General features: G+C 52.4%; 18 protein-coding genes, 1 pseudogene and 1 riboswitch. Of the genes and pseudogenes, 15 read left to right on the top strand and 4 right to left on the bottom strand.

From position 1 onward, the window contains the following. Window positions 1-25: 25 nt before the first annotated feature. The 11 genes from AC14M5_RS21135 (at window position 26) to hypE (ending at window position 12,345) form a co-directional block, all read left to right on the top strand. Complete coding sequence (locus AC14M5_RS21135) at window positions 26-562, top strand: 4Fe-4S dicluster domain-containing protein (protein ID WP_484031698.1); 537 nt, start codon at window positions 26-28, stop codon at window positions 560-562. Continuing rightward, window positions 559-1,449 (top strand): CoB--CoM heterodisulfide reductase iron-sulfur subunit B family protein, encoded by an 891-nt coding sequence (locus tag AC14M5_RS21130; protein ID WP_484031697.1) that lies wholly within the window; start codon window positions 559-561, stop codon window positions 1,447-1,449. Before AC14M5_RS21135 ends, AC14M5_RS21130 begins: the two co-directional genes overlap by 4 nt. Then, entirely contained in the window at window positions 1,446-5,954 is a 4,509-nt protein-coding gene (locus AC14M5_RS21125) for an FAD-dependent oxidoreductase (RefSeq protein ID WP_484031696.1), read from the top strand. Before AC14M5_RS21130 ends, AC14M5_RS21125 begins: the two co-directional genes overlap by 4 nt. Before the next feature lie 22 nt (window positions 5,955-5,976). Then, window positions 5,977-6,429, top strand: a complete 453-nt coding sequence (locus tag AC14M5_RS21120) for a hydrogenase iron-sulfur subunit (RefSeq protein WP_484031695.1) — start codon at window positions 5,977-5,979, stop codon at window positions 6,427-6,429. A 106-nt stretch (window positions 6,430-6,535) separates the two neighbouring features. Continuing rightward, window positions 6,536-7,462: an NADH-quinone oxidoreductase subunit B family protein gene (locus AC14M5_RS21115; RefSeq protein WP_484031694.1), complete on the top strand. Its 927-nt coding sequence runs from the start codon at window positions 6,536-6,538 to the stop codon at window positions 7,460-7,462. 3 nt (window positions 7,463-7,465) lie between these two features. Beyond that, entirely contained in the window at window positions 7,466-8,908 is a 1,443-nt protein-coding gene (locus tag AC14M5_RS21110) for a Ni/Fe hydrogenase subunit alpha (RefSeq protein WP_484031693.1), read from the top strand. 121 nt (window positions 8,909-9,029) lie between these two features. After that, window positions 9,030-9,581 carry a hydrogenase maturation protease gene (locus AC14M5_RS21105; RefSeq protein ID WP_484031692.1) on the top strand — a complete coding sequence of 184 codons (552 nt, stop codon included), beginning with the start codon at window positions 9,030-9,032 and terminating at the stop codon, window positions 9,579-9,581. Next, window positions 9,574-9,918 (top strand): hydrogenase maturation nickel metallochaperone HypA/HybF, encoded by a 345-nt coding sequence (locus AC14M5_RS21100; RefSeq protein ID WP_484031691.1) that lies wholly within the window; start codon window positions 9,574-9,576, stop codon window positions 9,916-9,918. The genes AC14M5_RS21105 and AC14M5_RS21100 overlap by 8 nt, the downstream gene beginning before the upstream one ends. A 9-nt stretch (window positions 9,919-9,927) precedes the next feature. After that, window positions 9,928-10,182 (top strand): HypC/HybG/HupF family hydrogenase formation chaperone, encoded by a 255-nt coding sequence (locus AC14M5_RS21095; RefSeq protein WP_484031690.1) that lies wholly within the window; start codon window positions 9,928-9,930, stop codon window positions 10,180-10,182. A gap of 2 nt (window positions 10,183-10,184) precedes the next feature. Beyond that, window positions 10,185-11,303: a hydrogenase formation protein HypD gene (hypD, locus tag AC14M5_RS21090; RefSeq protein ID WP_484031689.1), complete on the top strand. Its 1,119-nt coding sequence runs from the start codon at window positions 10,185-10,187 to the stop codon at window positions 11,301-11,303. Further along, on the top strand, window positions 11,287-12,345 hold the full coding sequence (hypE, locus tag AC14M5_RS21085) for a hydrogenase expression/formation protein HypE (protein WP_484031688.1): 1,059 nt from the start codon (window positions 11,287-11,289) through the stop codon (window positions 12,343-12,345). Before hypD ends, hypE begins: the two co-directional genes overlap by 17 nt. A 59-nt stretch (window positions 12,346-12,404) precedes the next feature. On the opposite strand, the gene AC14M5_RS21080 is transcribed toward hypE, so the two are convergent. The 4 genes and pseudogenes from AC14M5_RS21080 to AC14M5_RS21065 all read right to left on the bottom strand — a co-directional run. Continuing rightward, complete coding sequence (locus AC14M5_RS21080) at window positions 12,405-14,039, bottom strand: carboxypeptidase regulatory-like domain-containing protein (RefSeq protein WP_484031687.1); 1,635 nt, start codon at window positions 14,037-14,039, stop codon at window positions 12,405-12,407. Between the two features lie 73 nt (window positions 14,040-14,112). Beyond that, a complete protein-coding gene (locus tag AC14M5_RS21075; protein ID WP_484031686.1) occupies window positions 14,113-17,007 on the bottom strand; it encodes a WD40/YVTN/BNR-like repeat-containing protein in 2,895 nt (964 codons plus the stop codon). A gap of 148 nt (window positions 17,008-17,155) precedes the next feature. Continuing rightward, on the bottom strand, window positions 17,156-18,445 hold the full coding sequence (locus AC14M5_RS21070) for a hypothetical protein (RefSeq protein WP_484031685.1): 1,290 nt from the start codon (window positions 18,443-18,445) through the stop codon (window positions 17,156-17,158). A gap of 356 nt (window positions 18,446-18,801) precedes the next feature. After that, window positions 18,802-19,011, bottom strand: a pseudogene (locus tag AC14M5_RS21065) (response regulator transcription factor); the annotation flags it as partial. A gap of 170 nt (window positions 19,012-19,181) precedes the next feature. Between AC14M5_RS21065 and AC14M5_RS21060 the strand changes: the two are divergent. Genes AC14M5_RS21060 through AC14M5_RS21045 form a run of 4 tightly spaced genes read left to right on the top strand, consistent with a single transcriptional unit; the run spans window position 19,182 to window position 22,022 of the window. Next, a complete protein-coding gene (locus AC14M5_RS21060) occupies window positions 19,182-19,733 on the top strand; it encodes a 4Fe-4S dicluster domain-containing protein (protein WP_484031684.1) in 552 nt (183 codons plus the stop codon). After that, entirely contained in the window at window positions 19,723-20,028 is a 306-nt protein-coding gene (locus AC14M5_RS21055; protein ID WP_484031683.1) for a 4Fe-4S dicluster domain-containing protein, read from the top strand. Before AC14M5_RS21060 ends, AC14M5_RS21055 begins: the two co-directional genes overlap by 11 nt. Window positions 20,029-20,037: 9 nt before the next feature. Beyond that, window positions 20,038-21,180 (top strand): NrfD/PsrC family molybdoenzyme membrane anchor subunit, encoded by a 1,143-nt coding sequence (nrfD, locus tag AC14M5_RS21050; protein ID WP_484031682.1) that lies wholly within the window; start codon window positions 20,038-20,040, stop codon window positions 21,178-21,180. Continuing rightward, window positions 21,177-22,022 carry a twin-arginine translocation signal domain-containing protein gene (locus AC14M5_RS21045; protein ID WP_484031681.1) on the top strand — a complete coding sequence of 282 codons (846 nt, stop codon included), beginning with the start codon at window positions 21,177-21,179 and terminating at the stop codon, window positions 22,020-22,022. Before nrfD ends, AC14M5_RS21045 begins: the two co-directional genes overlap by 4 nt. A 133-nt stretch (window positions 22,023-22,155) precedes the next feature. Continuing rightward, window positions 22,156-22,296: riboswitch (cobalamin riboswitch) on the top strand. Window positions 22,297-22,371 lie beyond the last annotated feature (75 nt).

Raw genomic sequence — 22,371 nt, 5'->3', positions numbered from 1 at the left:
CTTTTGTTTTATCAGAGGATGCTTCATGGCTTTCCGAGATGAAATTCAAGCCCTCAGCGGGCAAAACGTCAACTTGTGTTTCCAATGCAGCAAGTGTTCCTCTGGCTGTCCGCTGGCGGATAAGATGGATGTTAAACCGGCCCAGGTTATGCATAGCATTCGCCTGGGCCGTGCTGATTCAGTATTGAATAGTCAAGCCATCTGGCTGTGCGTGGATTGCGAGGCTTGTGTATCCCGTTGTCCACAACAAGTGGAACCAGCTGCGGCGATGGCGGCCGCGCGCGTCCTGGCTTTGCAAAAAGGAATCAAGCCCAGCGTGAAAGTGATCGATATTTATTATCGCGGCTTTGTGGATAACATGCGCCTGAACGGAAAGATTCACGATGCCTCCGTCGCGGGTATCACTCAATTGCTCACAGGTCAATTACTTCCAGATTTGCCGTTGGCAATGAAACTGCTTGTGCGTGGGCGCGTCAAACCGCCGCCTCTGCCCCTTGGCGGCGGAAGGTTCCGCCGCATTTATCGGAATGCTTTAGCCAGAGAGAAGGAGGCCCGTTCATGAAACTTGGCTATTACCCGGGCTGTTCGCTGGAAGGTATCAGCACGGAATATGATGAATCGATGCGTGCCCTGTTCGCCCACCTAAATATCACGATTGAGGATCTTCCCGATTGGATCTGTTGCGGAACACTGGCCGCGCCGTCGCTTTCGCGTTTACTTGGATTAGCGACTCCACTTTGGAATGTCGCGCAGGCTGAAAAGGCGGGATACGACAAATTGATCGCGCCGTGCAGCGCCTGTCTTTATCACTTCAAACATGCAACCAAAGTTGTGGAAGAAAACCCCTCGCTTCGCGCAGACGTTGAGGCTGTCCTCGAGCTCCCATTGGATTCACCTCCGCCGACAATTCATCCGCTCGAACTCCTGAGCGACGACAGTTTTGAGACATTGATTCGCCGATCAGTGAAGCGCGATCTCTCCAACCTCAAAGCGGTCTGCTACTACGGATGCCACATCTCGCGCCCCGCCAAGTTGATGCAATTCGATGACCCTGAAAATCCGCAGAGTATGGATCGCCTACTGAATTGGATCGGCATTCAAACGTTGGATTGGCCGCGCAAGGTGGATTGCTGCGGCGCGCACTTCAGCATGATCAAACCTGATTACGTTGTGGACATGTGCCAAAAATTATTCGGGTCGGCAATTGAAGCAGGAGCCGAAGCGATTATCGTCGGCTGTCCGATGTGCCACGCGAATCTCGATACTCGTCAGGAAGCGATCGCCGCGAAATTAGGTCACACACTCAACATGCCTGTGCTTTATTTCTCGCAAGTGCTCGGATATGCCTTCGGCTTGCCCGAAAAGGAACTTGGATTCAAACGTCACATCGTTGACCCATTGCCACTGATGTTGGAAACCTGCAAAGCACGTTCGATGGTGAACGCATGAGCAACGACTTCCCCATTCCATTAAATAAAAACAATAAGCCCGTCGGCGCAGTGATGGTTGTCGGCGGCGGCATCGCGGGGATGCAAGCCAGCCTCGACCTAGCTGATTCTGGTTTCAAGGTTTACCTCGTTGAAAAAGAACCAGCCATCGGCGGACACATGGCCGCGTTGGATAAAACATTTCCAACGAATGATTGCGCCATGTGCACAATCAGCCCTCGATTGGTTGCAACTGCGGGACATCGAAATATTTCAGTTCTCACTGATACAGAGTTGTTGAAACTCGATGGTGAGGCAGGACATTTCACTGCCACGGTCAATCACAAGCCGCGTTACATTGATACGACAAAATGTACTGCTTGCGGTGATTGCGCGATTGTCTGCCCGATCACAGTTACCGACAATTTCAATGGTGGATTAAGTCAACGCAAAGCGACCTACAAACTTTATCCGCAGGCTGTACCGAATGCATTTGCCATCGAGAAAAAAGGAATCGCTCCATGCCGCGACGCTTGTCCTGCGGGTCAACGCGCACAAGGTTACATCGCCATGATCCGCGAGGGACGCTACGCCGAAGCCTTGCGCGTCATCAAAGAAGATAATCCCTTCCCTGGTATTTGCGGACGCATCTGCAATCATCGTTGCGAAACAGCCTGCAATCGAAATTTAGTTGACGAGCCAATTTCAATTGCGGCGCTCAAACGTTTTGTCACCGACACGGTTTACGCGGAAGCATACGTTGCGCCGCAACTAGCCGTGCGCAAGTTCGATGAACGTGTGGCAATTATCGGATCAGGCCCGTGCGGGTTGACCGCCGCCAAAGATTTGGTTTTAGCTGGTTATGGCGTCACTATTTTTGAAGCATTGCCCGTTGCGGGCGGAATGTTACGCGTCGGCGTGCCTGAATATCGTTTGCCCACATGGATCATCAACCGCGAGATTCAGGAAATCCTCGATCTCGGTGTTGAGTTGCGATTGAACACACCTGTCAATAATCTCGATGATGTTTTCGCTCAAGGATTTGGTTCGGCCTTGATCGCGGTTGGCGCGCATGAAGGCAAAAAGTTGCCGATCCCTGGCGCGGATCATCCCGATGTTTTGATCAACACGATCTTTCTGCGTGATGTCCGCATGAACAACGTTCCCGATTTGAAGGACCGACACGTGCTGGTGCTTGGCGGCGGCAACGTTGCCATGGATTGCGCACGCACGGCGCTTCGTCTCGGTGCAAAAAAAGTTGACATGGCTTTCCTTGAGTCGCGCGAGACCATGCCTTCGCACGAAGACGAAATTGCTGAAGCGGAGGAAGAAGGTATCACGCTTTATCCGAGCCGATCATTTGCACGCATCTTTTCGGAGGATGGTCACATCAACGGCGTGGAAGCGGTGAACGTTTCATTCATGCAATTTGAATCCGATGGTTCGCTGACACTCGAAACTGTGCCAAATAGCGAGCACAAACTCGACTGTGACATGGTCATCTTCGCCATCGGTCAGCGCGCGGGCCTTGCTTTCATTCCTGAAGACGGCGGCGTGGGTATCACTCGCCAACGCACGATTGCCGTCAATCCAAATACATTTGCTACAAGTCGCCCTGGAGTCTTTGCCGCAGGCGACGCAACGACAGGCACAGCATTTGTGATTGACGCGGTCGCCGCAGGACATAAGTCTGCTGAAAATATCCACAAATATTTGCGTGGCGAAAATTTGGAATTGCGCCATCATACAGATTTGCCAGTGGTCAAGATGAACCCGACCGAAGTCGCAGAGCAGATTCGGCGCGGGGAAATCAGAGTCCAGCCTCGGGTTAAGATGGAAGCGTTGAATCCCGAGTTGCGCACGCGAACATTCGAAGAAGTCCAGCGCGGGTTCACGGAAGAAGAAGCGCGTGCCGAAGCGTCGCGTTGTCTGCAATGCGGTGTGTGTTCGGAATGTCTCGCCTGTTTTTACAAATGCAGCGCGGGCGCGATTGACCATAACCAAACCGCGCACATCGAACAGATCGAAGTCGGCGCGGTCATTTTGGCTTCGGGCTTTGAACTGTACGACGCGCATCTTTCTGGCGAATATGGTTTCGGGCGCTATCCAAATGTTGTCACCAGCCAGCAATACGAGCGCATTCTTTCGCCGAGCGGGCCATACAGCGGACATCTGAAACGTCCATCCGATGGAGTTGAACCGAAGCGCATCGCCTGGATTCAATGCGTTGGTTCGCGCCGCGCGGATCGCAACTGGTGCTCGGCAGTGTGTTGCATGTACGCCACCAAGCAAACCATCATTACGCAGGAGCACGCCCCTGGCACCGACTGCACAGTTTTTTATATTGACTTCCGTGCCTATGGCAAAGGCTTCGACGCGTATTTCGAGCGCGCCAAATCTTCGGGCGTGAAATATGTTCGAGCGATGCCTTCGACGATTCGACAAGACACGGCGACGGGGAATCTTGAAATCCAATATGCGCTCCCCGATGGCCGCCTCATCACTGAGACCTTTGACATGGTCGTTCTTTCTGTCGGTTTGCAGGCACCGAGCGGGATGAAGCGCCTCGCTGACGAACTGAAAGTGGATCTGACTGCCGATGGCTTTTGCAAAACGACAAATCTTTCTCCGCTCAACACCAACCGCGACGGAGTCTACGTCTGCGGACCATTTGCCGAGCCGAAAGACATCCCTGAAACAGTAATGTCTGCCAGCGCGGCCGCGGCGCGTGCAATGACACTCCTCGCGGAGGGGCGACATACTCTGGTTGCGCCGAAGGTATATCCACCCGAGACTGATGTCACCGGTCAGGAGCCGCGTGTCGGAGTTTTCGTCTGCCATTGTGGGACGAACATCGCAGGCGTGGTTGATGTCGCATCGGTCACAGAATATGCACGCAGTCTGCCCAATGTAGTTGTCGCCGATCACAATTTATTTACTTGTTCAACCGATTCGCAAGCCAAGATCAAAGAGGCGATCAAGGAGTACAACCTTAACCGTGTAGTGGTGGCTTCGTGCACACCGCGCACCCATGAACCATTGTTCCAAAATGCCATCCGCGAAGCGGGATTGAATTTCTATTTATTTGAGTTAGCCAATATCCGTGACCAATGTTCGTGGGTACATCGCGATCAACCTGTCGCTGCGACACAAAAAGCGAAGGACCTCGTCCGCATGGCGGTGACGAAGGTGCGGATGGTCGAGCCATTACAACGCAAGTCACTAGAATTCAATCACGATGCTTTGGTAATCGGTGGGGGCCTGGCGGGAATGACCGCTGCGAACGAGCTGGCGAATCAAGGCTTCCAGGTTTCGATTGTCGAACGTGAAGGTGAACTGGGCGGCAACATGCGTCATTTGCATTTCCTGTTGAGTCATGCAGAGCCGCAAACGTTGCTCAATAAAATTGTTGAAAAGACACTTGGTCATCCAAATATCCATACCTTCATCAATGGAGAGATCACTTCATTTGCGGGAAGCTTAGGTAATTTCAAGACAACCATCAGTTCCCCTTCTCTCGCGGGAGAAGGGGAACTGGGGGGCAAGATCGTCATCAATCACGGCGTGGTCATCGTTGCAACAGGTGCACAACCCTATCAACCCAGCGAATATCTTTATGGACAGGATAAGCGCGTTCTGACTCAACTTGAATTGGAGGAACAACTTGTCAATCATCCCTCTGGGATCAAAGATCTAAAATCCATTGTCATGATCCAATGCGTTGGCTCGCGAACGGCAGAACGTCCATATTGCAGCCGTTTATGCTGCGGGCAAGCAGTCAAGAATGCGATGGAGGTCAGAAAACTTAGTCCGAATACTGAGGTGTATATCCTTTATCGCGATATGCGCACCTACGGTTTGATGGAATCCCATTACCGCCAGGCTCGCGCCGCAGGTGTGACCTTCCTACGTTTCGATGCAGATCGCCCGCCTGAGGTTCGCGCGGATGGATCGTTGCAAGTAATCGTCCACGACGAAATGCTTGATGCAGACATCGCTCTCGCGGCAGACCGAGTCGTTTTATCAGTGGCAGTTGTCCCGCGGAATGATGCGGATGAACTCGCGAAATTGCTCAAAGTGCCACGCACCGCGGATGGGTTTTTCCAGGAGGCGCATCTCAAACTTCGTCCTGTGGATTTTGCCAGTGATGGAATCTTTTTATGCGGTATGGCACATTATCCCAAAAAAGCACTCACTGAATCTGTGACGCAAGCCCTGGCCGCTGCGGGGCGCGCCGCGACCGTGCTCTCAAATCGCATGATCGAGATCGAACCGATCATCTCGCATGTCAACGAAGACAAATGCGATGGTTGCGCCTATTGCGTTGACCCATGCCCATTCAAAGCGATCACTTTGGTGGAATACCAGAATGAGGCCGGGCAGACCAGGAAGCGAGTTGTCGTGGATGAAACGGTTTGCAAAGGCTGCGGAACCTGTCAGGCGACCTGCCCGAAAGGCGCGATCTTCGTCTGGCATTTCAAATTGGATTATCTGCGCGCCATGACCATGGCCGCTCTTGGAAAGTGAACTAAATTGGAAAGAATATAAAATGAACTCTACACTCCCAACTTCAGCCACTTTAGACACTCTAGGCACTTCCCAATTTGAGCCTGTCATCATTGTTTATACCTGCTACTGGTGTTCATACACTGCGGCTGATCTGGCTGGGACCTCGCGCCTGCAATATCCGCCGAATGTGCGCATCATCCGCGTGCAGTGTAGCGGTATGGTGCATCCAAATTTGGTGATAGATGCATTAACCAATGGCGCAGATGGGGTGTTGATGTGTGGATGCCATGAGGGAGACTGTCATTATCTTGAAGGAAACCTGCGCGCAAAGTCCCGCGCGGATGCAATCAAAATGATGCTAGAGGATTTCGCGCTCGAGCCGGAACGCTATCGACTCGAATGGGTGGCGGCCTCGGAAGGTCCACGCTTTGCACAGGTGATGACCGAAATGGTGGAGCAAATCAAAAAAGTTGGACCGAGTCCTTACAAGTGATTTTGCCAGAGGAGACATTCATGTCAGAGAGTTTCAAGGAGGTGCCGTTATTCAAAAACAGTTCGTCTGTATATCTTTTGTTCACAATACTTAGTGAGGAGGAACTATGCCAGTAAAAGTAGCACAAGAATGGTTTGCGATCTGTGGCGGTTGCGAAGTGACCGTCCTGGATGTTGGCGAACCTTTGCTCGGCCTGTTGCCTGAACTTGAGTTTGTACATATGCCAGTCATCATGGATCATAAACTCTTCGGGCAGACAGGTGAAAACAGCACCGCTGATATCCCTGAAGCCGATGTTGGTATCATCACCGGCGGTATCCGCAATGAGGAGAATAAACACCTCGCTGAGTTGATGCGTTCACGCGTCAAATTCCTCATCGCCATGGGATCATGTGCTTGTTACGGAGGTATTCCAGCCTTGGCAAATCAATTCGCGCTGGAAGATCTCTATGAACGCGTCTATCGCGGGAATTCCACCACTGATTCTGGTGAGACCCCAACAGGTGCGGTGCCAGCGTTGCTTGACCGTGTCTATGCTGTGGATGAAGTGGTGAAGGTGGATCTCAAGCTGCCTGGCTGCCCGCCCACACCAGATATGTTTGTGGCTGCGGTCATGCATCTGCTGAAGGGAACACCCTTTGCACTGGAACAAAAAAGTGTATGTGACCAGTGCCCCACCATTCGGCAAAAGAAAGCCGTCTCAGAATTGAAGCGCCCTCTTGAGCCAGTTGAGGGTGTTGGTGAGGCGCTTGATACCGTACGCTGTTTCATGGAGCAGGGCTTCCTATGCCAGGGACCAGCGACACGCGCCGGATGCGGTGGCTTCGAAGGTGGCGTCCCGCGTTGCATTAAGGCCTATATGACCTGCCGCGGATGCTATGGTCCCTTAAGTGATGAGGCCAATCCAATGGTGGATATGATGGGCGCGCTCTCAACCATCGGGCTGAATCCCAGCCAAATTCCTGATCGAGCCGCTCAATTCAATCGCTTTGCGGGCGCAAAGGGCCGTCTACGCGCGGCACCAAAGAGGTGAGCCATGGGAAAAACACTTGTAATTCAACCAGTCAGTCGAATCGAAGGCCACGCCAAAGTCACCATCCAGTTGAACGATGCTGGTGATGTGTCAGACGCGCGTGTCAACGTTATTGAGCTGCGCGGTTTCGAAAAGTTCTGCATGGGCAAGCCCGTGGAGGAAATGCCGCGCATCACAACACGGATTTGCGGCGTGTGCCCCTGGTCACATCATCTGGCGGCAGCGAAAGCGACCGATGCGGTCTTTGGTGTAGAGCCTGCACCTGCTGGAAAGAAGTTACGCCAGCTATGCAACAGCATTGCTTATATGGAGGAGCACATCCTTCACTTTTACATCCTGGGCGGCCCGGACTTCGTGATGGGTCCCGCGACGGAATATCCGACTCGTAACGTGATCGGGATCGTTGGCGCGGTGCCTGAGGTTGCCAAGCAGGTCGTCAAAGTTCGGCATATGTGCGCGAAAATGCTTGAGACCATCGCGGGCAAATCCATTCATCCGGACGCCGCAGTTCCTGGAGGATTCAGCAAACCTTTGCAGAAGGAGGAACGTGATGCGTTGCTCCCCATGGCGCAGGAATGCCTGGAACTCGCCAAGTTCAGCATCAAGTTTGCCAAAGAGAACATCTTCCCGAAGTATCTCGACGCGGTGAAAACCATTGGCACGATCACCTCCGGTTTCCTGGGGACGGTTGCTGCTGATGGTGCGCTTGACCTGTATGACGGTAAACTGCGTATGATGTATTCCGATGGTTCTTTCGAAGATTTCGCCACCTCAGACTATGCGGATTACATCGGCGAACACGTCGAGGATTGGACCTATCTAAAGTTCCCATATGCCAAGAAACGCGGCCCATTCCTGCTCGAAGATAACGCGCCGAGTCTCTATCGCGTCAACACTTTGGCTCGTATCAATGTCGCCGATTACATCCCGACGCCTCTGGCACAAAAGGAATTGGAAGAATTCCGCGCCAACTTTGGTCGGCCTGCACAGCTGACGCTTCTATATCACTGGGCGCGCCTGATCGAACTGCTCTACAACGCGGAAATGGCTGTCCAGTTGCTGAACGATCCTGAGATCACCAGCCGCGAGACGCGAGTCAAAGTGACGCCGCGCGCCGCGCGCGGAATAGGCGTAGTTGAAGCCCCACGCGGGACCCTGATCCACGATTACACCACCGATGAAAATGGCCTGCTTACGCTTGTCAACTTGATCGTAGCAACCTGCCAGAACAATTCAGCGATCAACCTCTCGGTCAAACAGGCAGCGACAACCTTGATCAAGGGAGGCAATTACGACCAGGGCACACTCAATATGGTCGAGATGGCAATCCGCGCCTATGACCCGTGCCTGTCCTGTGCCACACATCGACTCGACGGCACACTGCCCATAAAGCTCGACATCGTCGGGCCTGATGGAAAATTGATAGAGACATTGATCAATAGTTAGTACAAGCAAAAGACTGAAGGCGGGTGTAACCGCCTTCAGTCTTACAACGTTGTTCAGAACAAAGCAAAATCTCCCAATTTGTTTCGAAGTGACAGACTTCGAATTCCGGAATCAATAAAACATGCTGACCGATCCCGAACTCAACCTCGATACACTACCTTCCTATTGCCGCGCGCGCGTGCTCATTCTCGGCGTGGGCAATGCCCTCTTCGGTAATGATGGCTTCGGACCAGAAGTGATTGATTATCTCTCACGTCACTTTACGATCACCGATGATATTTATGCCATAGACGTGGGTACCGGCGCGCGCAAAGTGCTCTTCACTGTCAGCCTCAGCGAAACTCGCCCAGAAGAAATTGTCATCGTAGACGCAGTGGATTGGGGGCAGGAAATCGGGCTGGTGTCTGAAATCCAAGTCGAGTCATTGCCAGTTACCAAAATCGATGATTTCTCATTACATCAGGTCCCAACCTCTAACATGCTGCGTGAATTGCAGGATGACTGCGGCGTAAAGGTCAGCGTTATTGTTTGCGATGTGGGGGAGATCCCACAGATGATCGAACCCGGCCTCACGTCCGCGATTGAAGCGGCTGTTATTGTCGCTGCACAAAAGATCGCGACTCGATACGGCCTGATATCATTATCAAAAGGAATTATTAACGACCATGCATGAGAGCGGCTTAACCGAAGACCTATTCACTCACACCATGCAACACGCCCAAGAGACCAATGCTACGCGCGTCACACGCGTGCGCGTCATGATCGGCGCCCTTTCGGATGCCACACCGGACTCCATCCGCTTCTATTTTGAGTCCATAGCGGCTGGCTCGATTGCGGAGGGGGCCATCCTGGAATTTGATCGTGTTCCCGGCCAGGCGCATTGCGAATCTTGTGGAAAAGATGCAGCCATTGATGAATTGTACAGCGCTTGTCCACAATGCGGCGCATTTCCTTTGAAGGTCACGAGCGGCGCTGGAGTTTATTTGGATAGTCTTGAAGTGCAAACTTGAGGAGGTACTATGTGTCTCGGAATACCAGGTAAGGTGATTGAACTGTATCACGCCAATGGAATGCAGATGGGCAAAGTGGATTTCGGCGGCGTGATTAAAGAGGCTTGTTTGGAATATCTGCCCGAGATTCGCATTGGCGATTACACCATCATACATGTCGGCTTTGGTATCAGCCGCCTCGACGAAAAGGAAGCACGTGAGACTCTGGAGATATTACAACAGATGGACATGCTGGCAAACGAATTGCCAGATGAGGGAGGTTAGCCATGAAGTTTATAGATGAATATCGTGATGGGGAATTAACACAACGACTACTCGATGAAGTTCGCCGCGTCATCACACACCGCTGGACGTTGATGGAAGTCTGCGGCGGCCAGACCCATTCGATCATTAAAAGCGGATTGGATCAACTCCTGCCACCGGAAATCGAACTCGTGCACGGGCCTGGATGCCCAGTCTGTGTGACACCGCTTGAGCTGGTGGACAAGGCGATTGCCCTTGCCTCCAACCCAAACGTGATCTTTACTTCTTACGGCGATATGTTGCGCGTACCCGGTTCGGCGCGGGACCTGTTCAGCGTCCGCGCGGCTGGCGGCGATGTCCGCATTCTGTATTCGCCTCTCGATGCACTCAAGATCGCTCGCGACAATCCTGAAAAGATCGTCATCTTCTTCGGCATTGGCTTTGAGACAACGGCGCCGGCAAACGCCATGGCAGTTGTCCAGGCCAAAGCGCAAGGCATTCATAACTTTGCCATGTTGGTATCACACGTTACAGTGCCTGCGGCTATCAGTGCTTTGATGGAATCCCCGGATGTGCAAGTGGATGGATTTTTGGCAGCGGGGCACGTCTGCACGGTGATGGGTTACTGGGAATATGAACTATTAGCTAAAAAATATAACGTGCCGATCGTGGTAACCGGCTTCGAACCAGTGGACATCGTGCATGGGGTATTGATGTGCGTCAAACAACTTGAAGAGGGACGCACTGATGTTGAAAACGCCTACGCGCGTTCAGTCTCGCATGATGGCAACCTGCCGGCGCAGGCAATTATCAACCAGGCCTTTGAACCTTGTGACCGCCCCTGGCGCGGCATCGGTGTCATCCCGCAAAGCGGATATAAACTGCGAACCGAATTTTATGAATACGATGCTGAACTACGCTTCCCAGAAATACAGACGATTACAACGCAGGAATCCAGTCTCTGTATTAGCGGCCAGGTGCTCCAGGGTTTGAAGAAACCGAATCTGTGTTCAGCCTTTGGAAAAGAGTGCACGCCGCAAACTCCGCTGGGAGCTACGATGGTTTCGACAGAGGGAGCCTGCGCTGCATATTATCGCTATGGACGTTTTGCTTTAGAGGAGAAAAATGAACTCCAAGTTTGATTTCACAAGTTGGATATGTCCGACTCCGTTACAGCATTATCCGACCATAGTCATGGGACATGGCAGCGGCGGAAAGATGATGGCTGACTTGATTCAACACATGTTTTCATCAGCCTTTCAAAATGATGTGCTCAATCAGATGGGCGATTCAGCCATATTCAGTATCAACGGAAGCAGGCTGGCTTTCACCACCGACTCATTCGTTGTCAGTCCCTTGTTCTTCCCTGGCGGGGATATCGGCGAGCTTGCCATCAATGGGACAGTTAATGATCTGTCGATGAGCGGCGCGCGTCCGATGTTTTTGAGTTCAGGCTTTATCCTGGAAGAGGGTCTTGCCATGGAGGCTCTTGGCCGTATCGTTGCCTCTGCCGCCCGCGCCTGTGGAGAGGCAGGCGTACAACTGATTACGGGTGATACGAAAGTGGTCAACAAGGGACATGGCGACGGGTTGTATATCAACACAACCGGCATCGGCTTGATTCCGCAGGGTATCAACATCGCACCTAGGAATGCCCAGCCGGGCGACGCTGTCCTTGTTAGCGGTACGATGGGAGATCATGGGATTGCCATCATGTCTGTGCGGGAAGGTCTGCAATTTGAAACAGAGATTCGCAGTGACACTGCCCCATTGAATGGATTGGTCGATACCATGCTGAATGTGACACAAGATATCCATTGTTTGCGCGATGCCACGCGCGGCGGCTTATCCGCTGTGTTAAATGAACTGGCTTCCACCTCGAAGGTTGGGATCGAATTTGAGGAAAAGAAAGTCCCTTTGAAAGCTGAGGTCAACGCGGCTTGTGAGATGCTTGGTCTCGATCCATTTTACATTGCCAATGAAGGTAAGCTGGTTGCCATCCTTCCAGCGGATCAGGCAGATGCTGTTCTGGAAGCTATGCGGGCCCATCCATACGGTAAAGATTCAGTGTGCATCGGTACCGTTGTCGACAGCCATCCTGGCCTGGTTGTGGCAAGGACCAGTATTGGCGGATCTCGCGTGGTCGATCTGCCAGCAGGGGAATTGCTGCCAAGAATTTGCTGACAACAAGTCGAAATGCACGGGTGGTTTTATTTAGCTGCTTCTTTGACCATATGAATGATTCAATCATCAATAATGATAGTGTTGTGTTCCATGAGAATGTCGGGGATATTCCATTTTTTTCGATCCATTAATTCTATGAAGGCACGGCGAAAAAGCAGGGATACGTCAATTCTCACCATACCTTCCGCTTGCGTGGCAAAAATATATATGCTTCGATCCGATCCAAAGGCTGGGATGCGATCATCGCTGACCACTCGCGTTGGATTCCAGTATGCTCCGCTGGGTGTAATTTCCGTCCATAGTTCCATCAAGGTTTTGGCATAGATCTTGCCGGGCAGTCCCGCGTAGTACCCATCGGCGGGATCGCCCATGCCTCCCCATTCTGGAATCTTTTCGCCATTAAGGAGAGGCAGCACCTGCCCCTGTCCATCTGTGACGTCGACTAGCAAGATCATCTGCCTCAGCGGCGAATCAGTTGGGACATGGTGCCCGGTTTTATCGTTCATAATTTTTACTTCCACAATTAGCTGACCGTCTTCAATTTTCGCATCCACCGTCATTGTGACTGCGTTTTGTAGAAGTTCTGTATCACTTGCGCCCGGCATCCGATGGCTGAAGATCGTGTTTGCATCGCGTATCTCCGCGCCCTTTTCGATCCGGGCGAAGTGATCGTTTTGTCCCGGAGGCATGTGACAATCCTGGCAGGTCTTTCCGCTCTCGGGATCGCTGTATGGACTCTCCAGCCACTCGCCAAATGAGTTGTAGATCTTTGTATCCCAGAAACTTCCAAAATGACAGGGCGCACAAAACTGGCCTTGCCGTTGAATGGCGGTGTACGTATCTTCACCCGGCGCAACGTCGTCAAATGGCCCAGCGAAGAATTGATGTCCCTGCGGTGGACGGCGAAATTCAAAGGAGAGGACTCCTGGCATATTGGCTTGAGGCAGGCCAGAGGTCGGGTTGAGACGCACATCCCAAACCTTATGGCAGAAGTCGCAGGCTACACCCTCCGCGCCAACACCTCCAACTTGTGTTGGATCCGTTTCATAGGCGCTGTTGATGGCAGCCGCAGGCGCGTGACACGCGGCGCAGTTTCCAGCCGTCTCCGTAAAATCAAGTTTATAACCAGGGCCAAAGTATGGTTTTTTCAGATTGGGTCTCAGAGGAATGCGGCCATAATCGCGGCTAAAACCATATTGCCTCTGCGGACTCTGGTTGCCGTGAATATCCTGTCCAAGATACATGCTGAGAAAGCGCGGGTTTTGTGTGGAGAGTGCATGGGCGTCCAAACGCCATTCACTGAATGGCAAAGCCGACTCTGGATTTTCGGCGTCAAAGTGGCAGTTCTGACAATTACCATCCTTGCCTTCACTGCTGAATGCACTCAAAAATTCATAACCCGGATTATCTACATCAGCATGTTTTGCGAGGATGATCTTGACATCCGTCGCACCGGGCTGAACCTCGATCCCGCCTCCAATGTAATAGCCGGGACTCCACGCTGTGAGCAGGACGGGCTGATCGGGATCCAATCCCGTCAGCGTGAATTGACCTTTGGAATCAGCAATAGCTTCCACTTCTATGGTTTTGACACGCACGACCGCCCCAGAGATGGGATCATTTGCTTTATCCAGGATGACGCCAGAAATGGAATTGCCTGCTTGCGTTGGCATTGCAGAAGTGGAAGTAGACATCGCCGTTGCAGGCTGACATGCAGGAAGAAAGAGTGCACACAAAAAAACAAAGAGCGCGCGCCTCATGGCTAGCTCACTTTTTCAATTTGCGTTTCCAGTACACAAAGAAGATAAGAGCCAAAGGAACAACAGCTGTGCTACCACACGGCGCATTTCCCGTTGACTCGGGCACAGGTGTTGATTCCGATTCTTCAGTAACTGCAGATTCAGGCTGGGATCCTGCCTGGGTTGCCGTGGCAGAGTCAGGTGCCGGGGCAGAAGCGGGCGGCTGGCCGTTTAAGTCCAGACGGTAAACACCCCCGCCTTCGGTCGCGGCGTATAAGTGCAGTCCATCGGACGAGATTGCCAGGGCGTTCACGCTTCGCGTCAGCAAGCCGTTGTTGATGGCAGCCCATGTTTGCCCGGCGTTGGAGGAGCGATAGATGCCGCTGAAAAAGTCGGCCGCATACATGATCTGAGGATCGGTTGAATCGAAGACAATGGAAGTAATTTGAGCCTCGGGATTCAGGCCGCGTCCCGCGCTTGTCCACGTCTGACCGCTGTCCTGGCTCATGAACAGGGAGCCGCGTTCGAAACCTGCAAAGACGATATTCGAATCTGCCGGATTGATGGCAACGGACATCGTCATGCTTTGCGGCAAACCGCTTCCCAGGGCCACCCACTCCTGTCCGCCATTGACTGTCTTAAGCAAGCCATGATTTGAGGTCGCGGCATAAACGATTTGCGGATTCTGCTGATCAACCGCAAGCCCGTACACGCTGGCGTCTTGGGACAATTCGTTGTTGGCAGGCGACCAACTGCTTCCCCCATTTCGCGAAACGTAAATGCCTTTGCCCGGTTGGGATGGATCAAAGGAACCTGCTGAATAATAGCCGGTGGAACCTGCATACACAACGGTGGAATCCGAAGGCGCAAAAACCACGACGCGCCAACCAACACGCTGCTCCCCAAAATTGGAGGCATGCATCCAATTTGTCCCGCCATCGCGACTGTCAATCAGGAAATTGCCCCAGTTGGTCTCAGCAACAATATGGTTGGGATCGGCAGAATCAATCGCGACCGCATTCCATTCCATGGTGACGACCGGCGGATTGCTCAACCCGGCCCAATTACTCCCGCCATCGTAACTGATGAAGATGCCGCTGCGCGCCGCCGCAATAACGCGCCCCGGCTGGTTTGGATCCACGGCAATGGCGCGCACTTGCGCGCCGGTGTAGCCGCGGCTTGCATCGGTCCATGTCCGGCCGCCGTCTTCGGAGAGGAAGTTACCGCCGCCGTATTCATTGGCAAAGATGCGATCCGGATTGCGCGGATCCACTTGGAAATCAATCGGGAAGCCGGCGCGTACACCTGCTGCGCCCCAGCCGTCTTCGCCTCCGCCGGAGACGCGCTTCCATGTTTGCCCGCCATCTTCACTTCGATAAATGGCGTTCGAGCTGCCGGCGTAAGCAATGGGTGGATTGGATACTGCGAATTCCACCGCTTCGATAATTTCGTCACTCAGTACTTGTTTCCAGTTTGCGCCGCCATCTTCGGAAAGATAAACGCCAGCCTGTTCAAAGTACTGGTTGTTGCCCGTCCCAGCCAGCAAGATATCAGGGTCGGCCGGATGCATAAATAACGAGCCGACGTACAGGTTGTTCAACCCGTTGTTGATGTTTATCCACGTGGCACCGCCGTCGGTGGATTTGAGCACGCCCTCGCCGCCCGGGCGACCGGCCTGTGGATCAGAGTTGGCGGCTTCGCGGTCGAAGATGCCGGTGGAGAGATACAGCACGTTCGTGTCGCGCGGATCAATCCAAATGTAGCGCGCCAGGTTATCGCCACGCCAGGCTTCGGTCCAGTTCTCGCCGCCATCTGTGGTTTTGTAGACCACACCGCCGGTCATATCAAATTCGCGGCCATTGCGGCTTTGCCCGTTGTTCCAAATCCAAGAGGATAATTCCGCGGCGGCATAGACCACGTCCGAGTTGGTTGGATCCACTGTGAAGCCGCGGAAGGTGATGCCATCTGTTTCCTTAACGCCGTTATCTTTGCGCATCCACGTCAGGCCGCCGTCAGTAGATTTGAAAATACCACGCGTACTCTGCGTGCCCACCCAGACTATGTTCGGATTGGACGGGTCAATCGTCAAGCAGAAGATGGGGATCGCGTCCCCGGTCCCGCCCGTGCGGACGGTGATGCCGTCGTTGGAAGGCAACCAGTTCGCGCCGCCATCCGCGCTTCTGAAGACTCCCGCCCATGCATCGCTAACCAGCATAACATCGGGATCACCGGGCATCATGCGAATATCATATCCCAACCCACCCAGCGGACCACCCGTGCGCGTCCAGATGAGAGAGGATGTGTCTTCGCTGCCAATATAAGCAGAAGTGGCGTCCAACTCCACCTCAATGTCATCAATATAGGCCTGTGAGGCGTCCAGGGTTTCAAACGCAAATTTACCTTCCAGTAACGGCTGAGGATCGGTGTACGTCCACTCGGTGGTTCCATCCACCAACAACTCCAGGGTTCCACCCTTGCCGGTGATCTCGATCTGATGCCATGCGTTCAATTCATGCGAGGTGTTGCTGCCGGCCAGGTTTTCAAAAAACGTATCCGGCCAATATTGTTTGCTTAGATAGGTACCGTTCTGATGAAAGCCAATGAAGTATCGTCCCGTATCGTTGAGGCGATAGACCAAGTGTATCGAGCCTTGCAAAACTTTAAGTCGGAAGGACAGGTGATAATCATCATAGAATTTCGCAGATCTAGCCCAAACGTGTCCTTGCCCGGCAAGGACATAATTGCCTTCATCCTTAAGTATCTGCCAGCCAGGCTCGAGCTCCCAGTCCTGTGCCTGGCCGTCTTCGAAATCTTCCTGATAGGCAACCTGCTGAGGAAATCCTCTTTGTTGATCAAAAGATGAGCTGATTAACCACATGAAAAGCATGACGACGGAGGCGGGGAGGATAAAATAGCGTTTCATGATTCAATTCACCTTCCTTCAGGGTAATCCTTCGATCCAATTCGCGGGCAGTTCGATCAAATATACTTCAACCTCTCCTGTCCCTGAGCGGCCCCAATTAGATGTGAACAGGATGCGCGTAAAGTCGTGGTTAACGCTGGCCTGTGGCTCAGCCCAATAGTCGTGCTCCTGGTTTACATCCACGAGAGAATGAGTATGAGCCAGCCGCACAATTCGCCCGTTTGGTTTCAATTCGATCGCAAACACCTGGATCATCCATCCAGGTATAGGAATCAGGATCACCATCGTGTGTAGAGACGACCGCCCAGCCTGGCATGAGGGAGGCGCGGCCAGAAAAGTGCAGACCAATGGGTGTATTGCTGAAATTAATCGGCCATAGAGGAGTGATTTCACCGCTGGCGAGGTCAAGCATCGAGATGTTGTCAGTATCGATGTCCTGATAAACAAGCACCTCACGGCCCTGCGCATCAATGGTAGTGTCAGAGTGGCCGATGAGCCGCAACAAGCCCCGTCCATTTTTGAGATCGCGGTCGTAAACCATTAAGCCGCAAGGTTGTTCTTCAGTTCCCAACTGACCCGGCTGACAGTACTTATCCATGTAGAGGAGGAAATAATCTCCGAGCGGACTGATCGTGACCGAATCGCTCTCGCGGGTATCCTCCATCCAATCACGTGTATCTAAAGTGGAAATAACCCGGTCTTCCTGCAGGTCGTAGACCAAGTAAGAGGTGGCCAGCCAATCCTGATCTTCGGCCATCAATCCCCAATAGCGGCCATCGAAGGAGGGGCTGCCCTCATAGCGCATCCACACCGCAGCCAGATCATGTCCGGGAAAATCTTCGGCGAAATCGTGGACGGTTGTCTGCTCACCGGTCGAGATATCATATGACATCAGGCGAGTCTCGCTAGAGTAATAGACCAGATTCGGATCGCTTGCGCTCCAACGCGGGTCAGCTTCAAGCGGAAGTTGTGAGAGTGGCTGGAGAGAGCGTGCATCGTATAAGTACCAGGTTCCCGAAATGCCGTACACCAGGAAGTAACTCTCATCCGCATTGAAGGATTGGACACGCGAATATTCATTCTTCATGCCGACTGAGTCATCTCCCTCACCCACGTCAGAAGTTCGATCTGTGACCCGCACAAGGCAGCTACCAAAGACCAGGTCGCGGAATGCGGCGCGGGGTGCGGGTTCGGGCAGTGAAGGCTCGTGGAAGATATCGAATCCGTTAACGAGGGCAGGTTGAGGGTCGACGCAAAGAGGCGAAGCAGGCAGAATTGGAGGCGCCGCAACTAATGTCACTGACTCGATTTGAGTTTCACTGGTCTCAGTTTGGTCCGATACTGGAACTCCACTACAGGCAAGAGCAATGAGAAATGCTACGCCAAGGAATAGTACGTTCCCCTTCTTGTATTTTGCACTTACAGGAACAAGATTCATGATCCTCCTCTATATGAAAAACCACATCCCTGTCTGATGCACTGCTTAAAATCGCAGGGAGGTTCATGAATCTACTTCGATTAATTGTAAAAGGAGAGGGTAGATACGGCCTCTCACCCCGCCAGACCGCTAAAGGAATTCATCCGTAACTTGAATCGATTATATAACATTGTAATTCCACTTTCAATCCGTCATCTGGAAATTCGCTGGGCTTCCGCGGAGTATGGAGAAAACATATCAAAGAAAAAACTGCTCCGGGTTATGCTTTTGTTTGCAGACAAATCCAAATTCTGGATTTGATATAACGACGGCACTGACACATTCACCCAATCAGCAATCAGTTGATACCGGTCCTTTTACTCCCTGCCCGGTTTTCCCAAACCTGCATCCCGCGCACGGATGATGGCCTCGCTTCTGCCAGCAACGTGTAATTTGCTGAAAATCGTCGAAACCTGATTGCGAACCGTTTTTGGACTCAGGACAAGCCGTTCACCGATGGCATGGTTTGTTAATCCCTGGCCGATCAAATCAAGGATCTCTCTTTCGCGCGCGGTTAAATCGGGGAAGGGCTTCGGCGACTGGTACTGTCGAATATCACTTCAGGTGTAAGGATTTCCCCTACAATTTCCAATGAACTATCCAACTTTTCCCGCTATTGAATTTATGCCCGGAGAGGGAAAATAATGCTGGCATTATCGGATTCAGTCCGAATCTAATTCTATAAAGGAGAAGCACAATGACAAATGAAGCAGCTTTGCTGGATAAGTATGCTTCCGAGGTGTTTGCAGGGTTGGTCGCTCCCGCGTTGGATGGCGCAGAAATTTCTGCCGCTCCCGCTACTGACCTGCTCGTGAAAGAGGACGCTCTTTTCCGCATGAACACGGAATTGAAACGCGCTCTGAAAAAACCCGCTTCGGAAAGGCGCTGGGTGATGGTAATTGACCTGCGCAAGTGCATCGGATGCAGCGCCTGCACGGTGGCATGCATCGCCGAGAATAAACTGCCGCCAGGTGTAGTCTATCGCCCTGTGATGATCGAGGAAGTCGGCACATATCCCAATGTGACCATGAAATTCCTGCCACGCCCGTGTATGCAATGTGATCAGCCGCCCTGCGTTGATGTTTGCCCCGTGTCAGCCACCTACAAGAATGAAGAAGGTGTTGTGGTGGTGGATTACGATGATTGCATCGGTTGCCGCGCCTGCATGGCGGCTTGTCCCTACGGAGCTCGCACCTTTGATTTTGGTTACAACTACACAGAGCAGCTACCCGTGTTCGATGGGGCATAGTTGCGGGGAAACTGCTGCGGGCTACGAACATGCCAGCCAGGAATATGGTGAAGAGTGGGCGCGCAACGGCAGACGCGAGTCGCCCGTTGGCAACGTCCGCAAATGCCACTTCTGCCTGAACCGCATCAAGGAAGGCATGTTGCCTGCCTGCACCACCACTTGTATCGGACGCGCTACCTATTTTGGTGATGCGAACGACTCAACTTCGCTGGTGACTGAACTCATCAACAAGCCCAACGTGATTCGGCTCAAGGAAGAACTCGGCACCGAACCGCGTGTGTATTACATTGTATAGGAGGCTGAGATGATAAAGAAAATTTCTTACGCTGTTGGCACACTTGCCCTATTATTTGGCCTGTGGGGCGTATATATCCGCCTGTTTGAAGGTGAGCAAAGCGCAAACTATGGTTCTTACATTGGCTGGGGATTGTGGATTGCCATGTACCTATTCCTGGCTGGCTTGGCCGCCGGGGCTTACATGCTGGCCACGCTCGATTACCTGTTCAACATTCCCCAGTTCAAAGGCACAGGCAAGACCATGCTCTGGGCAGCGGTAGTTACCTTACCTGCCGGGCTGGCATCCATCGGCATGGATTTGGGGCATATGGATCGCATCTGGAGGGTTTATCTCCAACCAAACTTCAATTCCTTCCTGGCGCTCATGGTTTGGGGATATACGATCTTTCTCGTCTTGATCGTGATCTCATTGTTCCTGGCATTCACTCGCCCCGAAAAATCTGCGATGAAAGTTGTCATGTGGATCGGGCTGGTGGTTTCAATCCTTGTGGCAGGCGGCGTAGGCTTTCTGCTCGGCGGTAATGCCACTCGCTTGTTCTGGCATGTTGGCCTGCTTCCGGTCCAGTTCCCAGTCTTTGCGCTGGCTTCAGGTGCGGCGCTCATGCTGGTCATCGTCGGCTGGTTTGGCCCTAAAGACGATCACGGCAATCGCGCCAGCCTATTGTGGACGCTTGGTCTCCTCACGGTCATCTTGAGTGTAGTTAAGATCTATTTCATGGTTGCAGATTACACCCAGTTGTTGTATGGTGGTGCGCCAGATAATGTAATAGCTGTCCAGTCCATTCTGTATGGACAGTATGCATTTTCCTTCTGGGTCGTGCAAATTGGGATCGGCACATTGCTGCCGATCATTGTCCTGTCTCAGCCCAAACTGGCGAAGAACGATTTCATCGCCGGACTGATGGGACTGTTCTTGTTAGTCGGATATGCTGTTGCGCGCATCCTGATTGTTGTGCCAGGACAGGTTGCTCCCATGTTACCCGGCCTGACTGAAGCATTTAGCGGTCCCAAGTTGACGCTGGAATACACTCCTAGCTTGATGGAGTGGTCGGTCACGTCAGCGATAATGGGCTTCGCTATTCTGGGCATTCTCATCGGCATGGATTATTTGCTGGCTTACATGGCGCGCTTTACTGAGGTGAAGAAATGAAAACCAAACAATCTGATAACAAATTTTCGCGCCGTGATTTTCTCAAACTCTCCGGAGTAACTGGTGCGGCGGCAGCCTTTCTGGGCAATATGCCCAAGGCAAAGAAAGCCATCAAAAACGCAATGGCTGCGGGTGAAGGCAATTTTTTTGAAGTCAAACCCGAAAATCAGATCTATACTGTTTGTCTGCAATGTAATACGGGCTGCGGAATCAAAGTAAAACTTCTAGAGGGAATGGCTGCCAAGATTGATGGCAACCCCTATAGCCCGTGGACGCTATGGCCACATCCGGCTTATGAAACCCCCGTTAAGGGTATGGCAACGATTGAAGGCGGGCTTTGCCCCAAGGGACAGGCTGGCTTGCAAACAGCATATGACCCGTATCGCATTATCAGCGTACTCAAGCGCAAGCCTGGCACCAAGCGCGGTGCAGGACAATGGGAAACCATTTCCTTCGAGAAAGCCATTGATGAAGTGGTCAACGGCGGTGATTTGTTCGGCGAAGGCAATGTGGATGGCATGAAAGCTGTCCGCGCCCTAACAGATGCCGAACTCGCGCACGAGATGTCAGCGGCTATCAAGAAGATTTGGGATGAAAAAGACGCCGAGAAGAAGAAAGAATTGGTGCATGAATTCCAAACAGAATTCAAAAACCATCTCGATGTCATGATTGACCCCGAACATCCCGACCTCGGCCCGAAGAATAATCAGTTTATGTTCGTCTGGGGACGAATGAAGGGTGGTCGTGAAGATGTGGTGGATCGCTTTGTCAAAGGCGGATATGGTTCCATCAATATGAATGGGCATAATGGCACGTCCATGGGTTTTCGCGATCGTCTGTGAATTATTCTCTTTCAGTCTTCCCCAGCAACAGCATTTCCTCTCAAGGAATTCAAATCACAGGCAAGCCCGCGAAAAACATGTGCTGGACATCACTTGACCCATCGGCGCAACCTGTTACAATGCTGACGTATTGACAACTAAATAGTGTTGAGGTGACCCAATGCTCGGAAGCTAGGGCGTAAAGGTGGAAGCTGGTTAAAGTCCAGCGCTGTACCGCAACTGTAAGTCAGTCACTCTGACAAGCCAGGACGCCTGCCTCAACAAATTCACAGAGATCCTTCTCGGACTAAAGGAGGTTGTGTATGGTGCTTACTTACATGCCCAGTTCATAACCCGACCCGAAAGGTCG

The sequence above is a fragment of the Candidatus Villigracilis sp. genome, from assembly GCF_057083605.1.
The sequence above is the reverse complement of the archived record's forward strand: the minus strand, read 5'-3'. Positions and strand labels throughout refer to the sequence as shown.